Source organism: Streptomyces sp. FH025, from assembly GCF_017427025.1.
Taxonomy (GTDB): Bacteria; Actinomycetota; Actinomycetes; order Streptomycetales; family Streptomycetaceae; genus Kitasatospora.
Genome location: NZ_JAFLNG010000227.1, coordinates 1 through 10,640 on the forward strand (window position 1 = coordinate 1; position 10,640 = coordinate 10,640).

General features: G+C 74.7%; 2 protein-coding genes. Both read right to left on the minus strand.

What is annotated here, in order from left to right:
• Window positions 1–89 precede the first annotated feature (89 nt).
• A complete protein-coding gene (locus tag J0670_RS17860; RefSeq protein WP_374223120.1) occupies window positions 90–6,587 on the minus strand; it encodes a type I polyketide synthase in 6,498 nt (2,165 codons plus the stop codon).
• Window positions 6,584–10,640, minus strand: a 4,057-nt coding sequence (locus J0670_RS17865; protein WP_207812604.1) for a type I polyketide synthase, incomplete at its 5' end; no start/stop codon positions are given. The genes J0670_RS17865 and J0670_RS17860, both read right to left, overlap by 4 nt.

Below are 10,640 nucleotides of genomic sequence, written 5' to 3' on the forward strand. Positions count from 1 at the left end.
GCCCCGAGCAGCGAGTACTGACCCCCGCCGATCCGGACACGCGAGGGGCCCCGCCGGTTGCGGAAACCGGCGGGGCCCCTGGACGCGGGTCAGTGCTCGGCGGGCGCCTCCGGGAAGTAGCCGGCCTCGACGAAGAAGTCCACGTAGGTGGCGAAGAGCCGCTTCGTCAGGGGCGGGCAGTCCACCCCGGTGCCGGCCAGGGCCGTCTCGGTGCCGGTGGTGTCGATCGGCGGGTAGAAGGCGGCGGTGTCGGAGGTCATCATCTCGAAGGCGTCCAGCAGCGGGATCATCGCGTTGTCCCGGTCGGACTTGACCCTCTCCAGCCAGTCCGCCCAGGGCAGTTCGGCCAGCGGGTAGCCGGACGACCGCAGGTGGTCGACGAGTTCACCGAGGCTCACCTCGTCCTGGTTGTACAGGTGGAAGGTCCGCCCGGCGCTCCCGTCCTGCCGGGCGAGCGTGACGATCGCCGAGCTGACGTAGTCGACCGGCAGCAGGTGGAAGCTGCCCGTGGTGTCCGCGGGCACCGCACCGGCCTGGAGCAGGCCCTTGAGGCTCAGCCAGACGAAGTCCCGCGACTGGCAGGCGCCGTTGACCTGATCGCCGGAGATCACGTCCACCCGGTAGACCGAGACCGGCAGGCCCCGCTCCCGGGCCAGCTCGATGGTCTGCTCGGCCACCCACTTGCTGCGCAGGTAGCCGCTGGGCAGCGCCTCCGCCGGGCCGGTCGGGTCGTCCGTGCGCAGCGGCACCCCCTCGGCGACCGAGCCGGCGAAGACGCCGACGGTCGACACGTAGTGGACGGGCACCGTGCGGTGCCGGGCGGCCAGCCGCAGCACCTCCTCGGTGCCGCCCACGTTGGCCGCCTTGAGCGAGCCGTACGGGCGCAGCCAGTGGACGGTGGCACCCGCGTGGTAGACCACGTCGACGTCGCGGGCGAGCCCGTCGAACTGCTCCTCGGTCAGCCCGAGTCGCGGCTGCGCGAGGTCGCCGACGAGGACCTCGACGCGCTCCGGGTCGACCTCGTCCCAGACCCGGTACCACTCCAGGTTGGCCCGCAGCCGGGCCACCGCCTCCTCGTGGTCGGCGCCGCGCACCAGGCAGTGGACCCGTGCCTTGGTGTCCCGCAGGAGGTCGCGCAGCAGGAACGCGCCGAGGAAGCCGCTCGCTCCGGTGAGCAGGACCTCCTGCGGGTCCTCGACCGTCCGGACCACCTCGGCCGCCGGGCGGATGTCGTCGGCGAGCCGGACCTCGGCCGCGTAGTCCACCTCCTGCCGGGCGGTGGCGCCGTCCTCGGAGAGCGTCGCCAGCAGCTCGGTGCGCAGGTAGGCGGCGAGGGTGTGCGGCGTGGGGTGGTCGAAGACCAGGGTGGCGGGCAGCCGGATCCCGGTCAGGGTGGAGAGCCGGTTGCGCAGCTCGACGGAGGTCAGCGAGTCGAAGCCGAGCCCGGCGAACGGCTGCTCGGTGTCGAGGCCGCTCGGGTCGGCGTGGCCGAGCACGGCGGCCATCTCGGCCAGCAGCAGCTCCAGCACGTGGCGGTGCTGCTCCTCCTCGCCGAGGCCGGCCAGCTGCTCGGCGGGCGGCACGGTGGTGACGGCGGAGTTCCGTGCCGAGCTCCGGTCGGGCGTTCCGACCAGCCCGCTGAACAGCGGTGCGGCCTGGCCGGGTTGGGTGCGCAGGGCGGCGATGTCCAGCGGCGTGGCCACCAGGGCGGGCCGGTCCAGCCCGATCGCGAGGTCCAGCAGGGCCGGGCCGTCGGCCTCGGTGACCGGGCGGAAGCCGCTGCGGGCGATCCGGGCGAGGTCGGTCTCGTCCAGGTGGCCGCCCATGCCGCCGGCCTGGTCCCACAGGCCCCAGGCGACGGCGGTGGCCGGCAGGCCGAGGGCGGCCCGCTGGTGTGCCAGGCCGTCCAGGAAGGCGTTGGCGGCCGCGTAGCTGGACTGTCCGGGGCCGCCGATCACCCCGGCGACGGAGGAGAACAGGACGAAGGCGTCGAGCTTCTGATCCTTCGTCAGTTCGTGCAGGTGCCAGGCCGCGTCGGCCTTGGGCCGCAGCACGGCGTCCAGGCGCTCGGGCGTCTGGGCGGCCACCAGGCCGTCGTCCGACACGCCCGCGAGGTGCACGACGGCGGTCAGCGGGTGCTCGCCGGGGACGGCCGCCAGCAGCCCGGCCAGGGCCTCGCGGTCCGCGACGTCGCAGGCGGCGATCGTCACCCGTGCGCCCAGGGCGGTGAGTTCGGCTTCCAGTTCGGCGGCGCCGGCCGCCTGGCGGCCGCGGCGGCTGGTGAGCAGCAGGTGCCCGACGCCGTGCTCGGCCACCAGGTGCCGGGCGAACAGCGAGCCCAGCGCGCCCGTACCGCCGGTGATCAGGACGGTGCCCTCGGGCGACCAGCGGCCGGTCGGCTCGCCGCCCTCACCGGCCGCCGGGGTGCGGGCCAGCCTCGGCACGAACGCCCGGCCTCGGCGGATCGCGAGCTGCGGCTCGCCGGAGGCGACGGCCGGGGCGAGCGCGGCGACGGGCAGCGCGAGGTCGTCGACGTCGACCAGGACGATCCGCCCCGGCGCCTCCGACTGGGCCGACCGCAGCAGGCCCCAGACGGTCGCGGACCTCAGGTCCGTCCCGTCCTCCGGCGCGGTGTTCACGCCGCCCCGGGTGGCCAGGACCAGCCTGGTGTCGGCGAGGCGGTCGTCGGCGAGCCACTCCTGCACGAGGGCCAGCGCCCGGTGCGCGGCGTCGTGCACCTCCTCGGCCGTCCCGGCGGGGCCGGCCTCGTCCTGCCGGACCAGCACGGCGTCGAGGCGGCGGCCCGACTCGACCGCGCGGGCGACGTCGGCCATCGCGGCGAAGTCGGGAGCACCCAACTCGGCCCAGTCGAGCGGGCCGTCGGGCTCCGGGAGGACGATCGGCCGCCAGTGGACGTGGAAGAGCGAGTCCTGGCGGCGCGCGGCGGAGTCGGTCACCTGGGAGGCGGCGACCGGGCGCAGGGCGAGCCGGCTGATCGCCGCGACCGGGCGGCCGCTCGCGTCGGCCAGGTGCACGGAGAGGGTGCCGGCGGTGTCCCGCGCCTTGTCCTGCGCCTCGCCCTGGGCCAGGCGGACGCGCAGCGTGGTGGCGCCGGACGCGTACGGCCGCACCCCCGACCACTCGTCGGCCACCCGGACCGTCCCGGGGGCGTCGGCGAGGCGGGCGACCTGCACGGCCGCCTCCAGCAGCGCCGGGTGCAGGGTGAAGGCCGCCGCGTCCGCCTCCTCCCGCTCGGCCAGGCGGACTTCGGCGTAGAGGTCGGAGTCCAGCGTCCAGGCCGCCGTGAGGCCCTGGAAGGCGGGGCCGTACTCCAGGCCGCCGGCCGCCGAGTCGGTGTACGAGTGCGCGAGGTCCAGCGGGGTGGCGCCGGCCGGCGGCCACTCGCCCGGCTCGGGCAGCGCCTCGGGCGAGCGGAAGCTCAGCTGTCCGTCGGCGTGCAGGGTCCAGGAGGCGTCGGCGTCCTCGGGGCGGGCGTGGACGGTCAGGGCGCGGTAGCCGCCGTCGTCGGCCGGGCCGACCTTCACCTGCACCTGCACGCCGCCGCGCTCGGGCACGACCAGCGGCTCGCGGAGGAACAGCTCCTCGACGGCGGTGCAGCCGAGTTCGTCCCCGGCGCGGACGGCCAGCTCGACGAACGCCGAGGCCGGCGCCACGACCTCGCCGTGCACGGTGTGGTCGGCCAGCCACGGGTGCGTCCGCACCGACCAGCGGCCGGTGAACAACGCCTCGTCCACACCGGCCAGTTCGACCGCTGCCCCCAGCAGCGGGTGGTCGGCCGAGGTCAGGCCGAGGTCCGTGCTGTCGGCGGACACGGCCAGCGCTTCGAGCCAGTAGCGCTCGTGCTGGAACGCGTAGGTCGGCAGGTCGGTGCGGCGGGCGCCGGAGCCCGCGAAGAACGCCGACCAGTCGACCGGGACACCGTGCGAGTGCAGCCGACCGAGGGCCTCGACCAGAGTGTGCGCCTCCGGCCGGTCCCGGCGGACGGCCGCCACCAGGGTGTGGTCACCGGCATCCAGGGTGCCCTGGGCGAGCGCGGTGAGCACCCCGTCCGGGCCCAGCTCCAGGAAGGCCGTGACACCCTCAGCCGCCAACGTCCCGACGGCGTCGGCGAATCGGACGGCACCACGGACCTGCTCGGCCCAGTAGCGGCCCGAGCGCAGTTCCTCACCCGAGGCGAGCCGGCCCGTCACCGTCGACACCACCGGAATGGTCGGCTCGCCGTACTGGAGCCCGTCGGCGATGGCGCGGAACTCGGCCAGCATCCCGTCCATCAGGGGCGAGTGGAAGGCGTGGCTGACCGTGAGCCGAGTCGTCTTGTGGCCGTCCGCCTCCAACTTCGCGGCGACCGCCAGGACTTCGTCCTCGACACCCGAGATCACCACCGAACGCGGACTGTTCACCGCCGCGATGCCCACCACGGCCTCGCGCCCGGCCAGCAGCGGCAGCACCGCCTCCTCCGGGGCCCGCACCGACACCATCGCGCCACCCGACGGCAGCGCCTGCATCAGCCGCGCCCTCGCGGCCACCAGGCGCGCCGCGTCGGAGAGCGAGAGCACACCCGCCACGTGTGCGGCGGCGAGTTCGCCGATCGAATGCCCGGCCAGGAAGTCGGGTCGCACCCCCCAGGATTCGACCAGCCGGAACAGCGCCACCTCGACGGCGAACAGCGCGGGCTGGGTGAAGCCCGTGTCGTCCAGCCCGTCACCGGAGGCGATCACCTCGGCCAACGGCCGCTCCAGCAGCGGGTCCAGCTCCGCACAGACCTCGTCGAACGCCGCCCGGAACACCGGGAACGCCTCGCGCAACTCCCGGCCCATACCGACGCGTTGGGCACCCTGCCCGGTGAACAGGAACGCCGTGCGCCCCGCGCTCACCCGAACCGGCGCCATCGAGCCCAGCTGCGCCAGCAGCGCCTCCCGATCACCACCGGCCACCGCCGCCCGGTACTCCAGCGCCGAACGGCCCGTCGCCAGCGAGAACGCCACATCCGCGACGGACAGGTCCTCCCGCTCGCCCACGAACGCCGCCAGCCGCTCCGCCTGCGCCGACAGCGCCTCCGGCGTGCGTGCCGACAGCACCCACGGCACCACCGGCAGCGCGGCCGCCGGCTCAGCGGCGGGCTCCTCCGCCACCGGCGCCTGCTCCAGGATCACGTGCGCGTTCGTGCCGCTGACGCCGAAGGACGAGACGCCCGCCCGGCGCGGCGCGCCCGTCTCCGGCCAGGACCGGGCCTCCGTCAGCAGCTGGACGTCGCCCGACGCCCAGTCCACGAACGGGGTGGGCTCGTCCACGTGCAGCGTCTTCGGCATGATGCCGTGCCGGATCGACTGGACCATCTTGATCACGCCGCCCACTCCGGCGGCGGCGACGGTGTGGCCGATGTTGGACTTGAAGGAGCCCAGCCACAGCGGCCGGCCCTCCGGCCGCCCCTGGCCGTACGTGGCCAGCAGGGCCTGCGCCTCGATCGGGTCGCCCAGCCGAGTGCCCGTCCCGTGCGCCTCCACGAGGTCCACCTCGGCGGCGGTCAGCCGGGCGCTGGCCAGCGCCTGCCGGATGACGCGCTCCTGGGACGGGCCGTTGGGGGCGGTCAGACCGTTCGACGCACCGTCCTGGTTCACCGCCGAACCCCGGACCACGGCCAGCACCTCGTGCCCGTTGCGCCGGGCGTCCGACAGCCGCTCCAGCAGCAGCAGGCCCACGCCCTCCGACCAGCCGGTGCCGTCCGCCGCAGCCGCGAAGGACTTGCAGCGGCCGTTGGGGGCCAGTCCGCGCTGCCGGGCGAAGTCGACGAACCCGCCGGGGGCGCCGTTCACCGTCGATCCGCCGGCCAGCGCCAGGGTCGACTCACCCTCGCGCAGCGACTGGATGGCGAGGTGCAGAGCCACCAGCGAGGAGGAGCAGGCGGTGTCGACCGTGACGGCCGGGCCCTCGAAGCCGAAGAAGTAGGAGATCCGGCCGGACGCGACACTGGTGAGCCGACCGGTGGTGAGGTAGCCCTCCAGCTCCTCGGGGCCGTCCAGCGGCAGGTACGTCTGGCCGCCGACCCCGGCGAAGACGCCGGTCTTGCTGCCCTTCAGCCCGGCCGGGTCGATCCCCGCCCGCTCGAACAGCTCCCAGGCGGTCTCCAGCAGGACCCGTTGCTGCGGGTCCATCGAGAGCGCCTCACGCGGCGAGATCCCGAAGAAGCCCGGGTCGAACAGCGCGGCTCCGTCGAGGAAACCTCCCTCGCGGGTGTACGAGGTGCCCGACTTCTCCGGGTCCGGGTCGTACAGGCGCTCGACGTCCCAGCCGCGGTCGGCCGGGAACTCGGTGATGCCGTCCCGACCGTCCAGGACCAGCTGCCACAGGTCCTCGGGCGAGCTCACCCCGCCCGGGTAGCGGCAGGCCATCCCGACGATCGCGATCGGCTCGTCCGCCGCCGACTCCAGCTCGGTGATCTTCTGGCGGGCCTTCTGCAGATCGGCCGTGACCCACTTCAGGTACTCGACCAGCTTCTCTTCGTTGGACATGGAAAGCTCCTCTCTCCTTCCGCGAGTTCCTGCGGGGAAGTCGTAGAAACCGGTCAGTCGGCCGAGCGGCCGAGCTCGTTGTCGATGAAGGCGAAGATCTCGCCGACGGACGCCGACTCGATGTCCGCCAGGTCGGGGCCTTCGGAGGTGCCGGCGGTCTCGTTCAGCCGCGACAGCAGCGTCTGCAGCCGGACGGTGATGGCCGCGCGGTCCTGGTCATCGGCCAGGCCGGCGGCGAGTGCCGCCTCCAGCCGCTCCAGTTCGCCGACGGCCGACGGCGCGCCGCCCTCGGAGGCCGCCTGGGTGAGCAGGCGATCGGCGAGCGACTGCGGCGTCGGGTGGTCGAAGACCACCGTGGCGGGCAGTCGCAGCCCGGTCGCGACACCGATCCGGTTGCGCAGGTCGACCGCGGTCAGCGAGTCGAAGCCCAGCTCCTGGAACGGCTTCTCCAGGTCGACGGTGGCCGGGTCCGGGTGGCCGAGCACGGCCGCCACCTCGGCCCTGACCAGCTCGACCACCAGCTTGCGCCGCTCCGCCTCGGGCAGTCCGGCCAGCCGCTGGGTCAGCGATTCGGCCGCGACGGCGTGCGCCCGGGCGGTCCGGCGGGCCGGAGCCCGCCGCGAACCGGTCGGCCGGTCGGCCCCGCCCGGGGCGGGCTCGCCGGGCCGCGCGGCGGCGAACTCCTCCTCGCCCACCTCCCGGAAGACCAGGGCGTCCACGGTGGCCACCAGGTCACCGGCGGCGTCGGTGAGGTGGAGCGCGGCGCGGTGATCGTCCAGCATGGCCAGCCGGACCCGGGCCGTCACCGCTCCGGCCGCGTGCAGCCGCACCCCGCGCCACTCGGCGGGCACCGGGATGGCACCGGGCTCCGAGGCGTAGACGGGGAGGTTCGGGATCACCTCGCCGAGCAGGGCCGGATGCAGCCCGTACCGGGCGGCCTCCGACGCCAGCTCCTCGGGCAGGCCCACCTCGAAGGAGTCGCCCTCCTGCGCCTGCGGCCAGTCCTGCGGCTCGGCGGCCTCCTCGGTGCCGAGCTGCCCGTCGGCGTGCAGCGTCCAGGACGCGTCGGTGCCTTCGGGGCGGGCGTGGACGGTCAGGGCGCGGTAGCCGCCGTCGTCGGCCGGGCCGACCTTCACCTGCACCTGCACGCCGCCGCGCTCCGGCACGACCAGCGGCGCGTGGACGAACAGCTCCTCGACCACCGTGCAGCCGAGTTCGTCCCCGGCGCGGACGGCCAGCTCGACGAACGCCGAGGCCGGGACCACGACCGCGCCGTGCACGGTGTGGTCAGCGAGCCACGGGTGCGTCCGCAGCGACCATCGGCCGGTGAACAACGCCTCGTCCACACCGGCCAGTTCGACCGCCGCCCCCAGCAGCGGGTGGTCGGCCGGGGTCAGGCCGAGGTCCGTGCTGTCGGCGGGCGCGGACGTGCCTTCGAGCCAGTAGCGCTCGTACTGGAAGGCGTAGGTCGGCAGGTCGGTGCGGCGGGCACCGGAACCGGCGAAGAACGCCGACCAGTCGACCGGGACACCGTGCGAGTGCAGCCGGCCCAGGGCCTCGACCAGAGTGTGCGCCTCCGGCCGGTCCCGGCGCACGGCGGCGAGCAGGGTGTGCTCGCCGCCGGAGTCCAGGGTGTCCTGGGCGAGCGCGGTCAGCACCCCGTCCGGGCCCAGCTCCAGGAAGGTCGTGACGCCCTCAGCGGCCAAGGTCCGTACGGCATCGGCGAATCGGACCGCCTCGCGGATGTGCTGCGCCCAGTAGTCCGGGGAGCACAGCTGCTCGGCGGTGGCCAGGGCACCGGTGACGTCGGAGACCACCGGGATCCTCGGGGCGCGGAAGGTGAGCGTGGCCGCCTCCGCACGGAACTCGTCCAACATCCCGTCCATCAGGGGCGAGTGGAAGGCGTGGCTGACCGTGAGCCGCGTCGCCTTGTGGCCGGCCGCCTCCAACCTGGCCGCCACCGCCAGGACTTCGTCCTCGACACCCGAGATCACCACCGAGCGCGGGCCGTTCACCGCCGCGATGCCGACCACTCCCTCGCGGCCCGCCAGCAGCGGCAACACCGCCTCCTCCGGGGCCCGCACCGCCACCATCGCGCCGCCGGACGGCAGGGCCTGCATCAGCCGCGCCCGGGCGGCGACCAGCCGGGCCGCGTCCGCGAGCGACAGCACACCCGCCACGTGTGCGGCCGCCAGCTCACCGACCGAGTGCCCGACCAGGAAGTCCGGGGTGACGCCGTGGTGTTCGAGCAGCCGGTACAGCGCGACCTCGATCGCGAATAGCGCGGGCTGGGTGAAGCCCGTGTCGTCCAGCCCGTCGCCGGAGGCGATCACCTCGGCCAGCGGCCGCTCCAGCAGCGGGTCCAGCTCCGCGCAGACCTCGTCGAAGGCGGTGCGGAAAGCGGGGAAGGCTTCGTACAACTCCTGGCCCATACCGGCCCGTTGAGCACCCTGCCCGGTGAAGAGGAAGGCCGTACGACCCCCGGCCCCGGTCACCCGGGCCGGTGTCGCCGAGCCCAGCTGCGCCAGCAGCGCCTCCCGGTCGCCGCCGGCCGCCGAGATCCGGTACTCCAGCGCCGAGCGGCTCGTCGCCAGCGAGAGGGCCACGTCGGCGACGGACAGCTCCTCCCGCTCTCCGACGAACGCCGCCAGCCGCTCCACCTGCGCCGACAGCGCCTCCGGAGAGCGCGCCGACAGCACCCACGGCACCACCGGCAGAGCAGCGGCCGGCTCAGCGGCGGGCTCCTCCGCCAGCGGCGCCTGCTCCAGGATCACGTGCGCGTTCGTCCCGCTGATGCCGAAGGACGAGACACCCGCCCGACGAGGGCGGTCCGCCGACTCCCAGGCCCGGTTCTCGGTGAGCAGTTCCACCGCGCCGACCGACCAGTCGACGTGCGAGGAGGGCGCGTCGATGTGCAGCGACTTCGGCAGCACCTCGTGCCGCATCGCCTCGATCATCTTGATCACACTGCCGACGCCGGCCGCCGCCTGGGTGTGGCCGAGGTTGGACTTCAGCGAACCGAGCCACAGTGGGCGGCCCTCCGGCCGCTCCTGGCCGTACGTCGCCAGCAGGGCCTGCGCCTCGATCGGGTCGCCCAGCCGGGTGCCCGTCCCGTGCGCCTCGACGACGTCCACCTCGGCGGCGGTCAGCCGGGCGCTGGCCAGCGCCTGCCGGATGACGCGCTCCTGGGACGGGCCGTTGGGGGCGGTCAGGCCGTTCGACGCACCGTCCTGGTTCACCGCCGAGCCCCGGATAACGGCCAGCACCTGGTGCCCGTTGCGCCGGGCATCGGAGAGCCGCTCCACCAACAGCAGGCCCACGCCCTCCGACCAGCCGGTGCCGTCCGCGCCGTCGGCGAACGGCTTGCAGCGGCCGTCGGCGGCCAGGCCGCGCTGGCGGGAGAACTCCACGAAGGTCATCGGGGTGGCCATCACCGTGACCCCGCCCGCGAGGGCGAGGTCGCACTCACCCGAGCGCAGGGCGTTCACCGCCAGGTGCATCGCCACCAGCGAGGAGGAGCAGGCGGTGTCGACCGTGACGGCCGGGCCCTCCAGGCCGAGCGTGTACGACACCCGGCCGGAGGCGACGCTGCCCGCGTTCCCGCTGGCCAGGTAGCCCTCCAGATCCTCCGGGACGTTCTGCACCCGGGAGCCGTAGTCGTGGTACATGACGCCCGTGAACACGCCCGTCCGGCTGCCGCGCAGTCCGGCCGGGTCGAGCCCGGCGCGTTCTAGGGTCTCCCAGGCGGTCTCCAGCAGCAGGCGCTGCTGCGGGTCGGTGGCCAGCGCCTCGCGCGGGGACATCCCGAAGAACGCCGGGTCGAAGAGGTCCGCGTCGTGCAGGAAGCCGCCCTCGCGGGTGTACGAGGTGCCCGGCTTCTCCGGGTCCGGGTCGTAGAGCCGCTCGACGTCCCAGCCGCGGTCGGCCGGGAACTCGGTGATGCCGTCCCGGCCGTCCAGGACCAGCTGCCACAGGTCCTCGGGCGAGCGCACCCCGCCCGGGTAGCGGCAGGCCATCCCGACGATCGCGATCGGCTCGTCGGCGGTCGGGGCCGCCGTGGTCGCCGCGACCGGCGGGGTCTCCTCTGCGCGGCCGCCGAGGAGTTGGTCG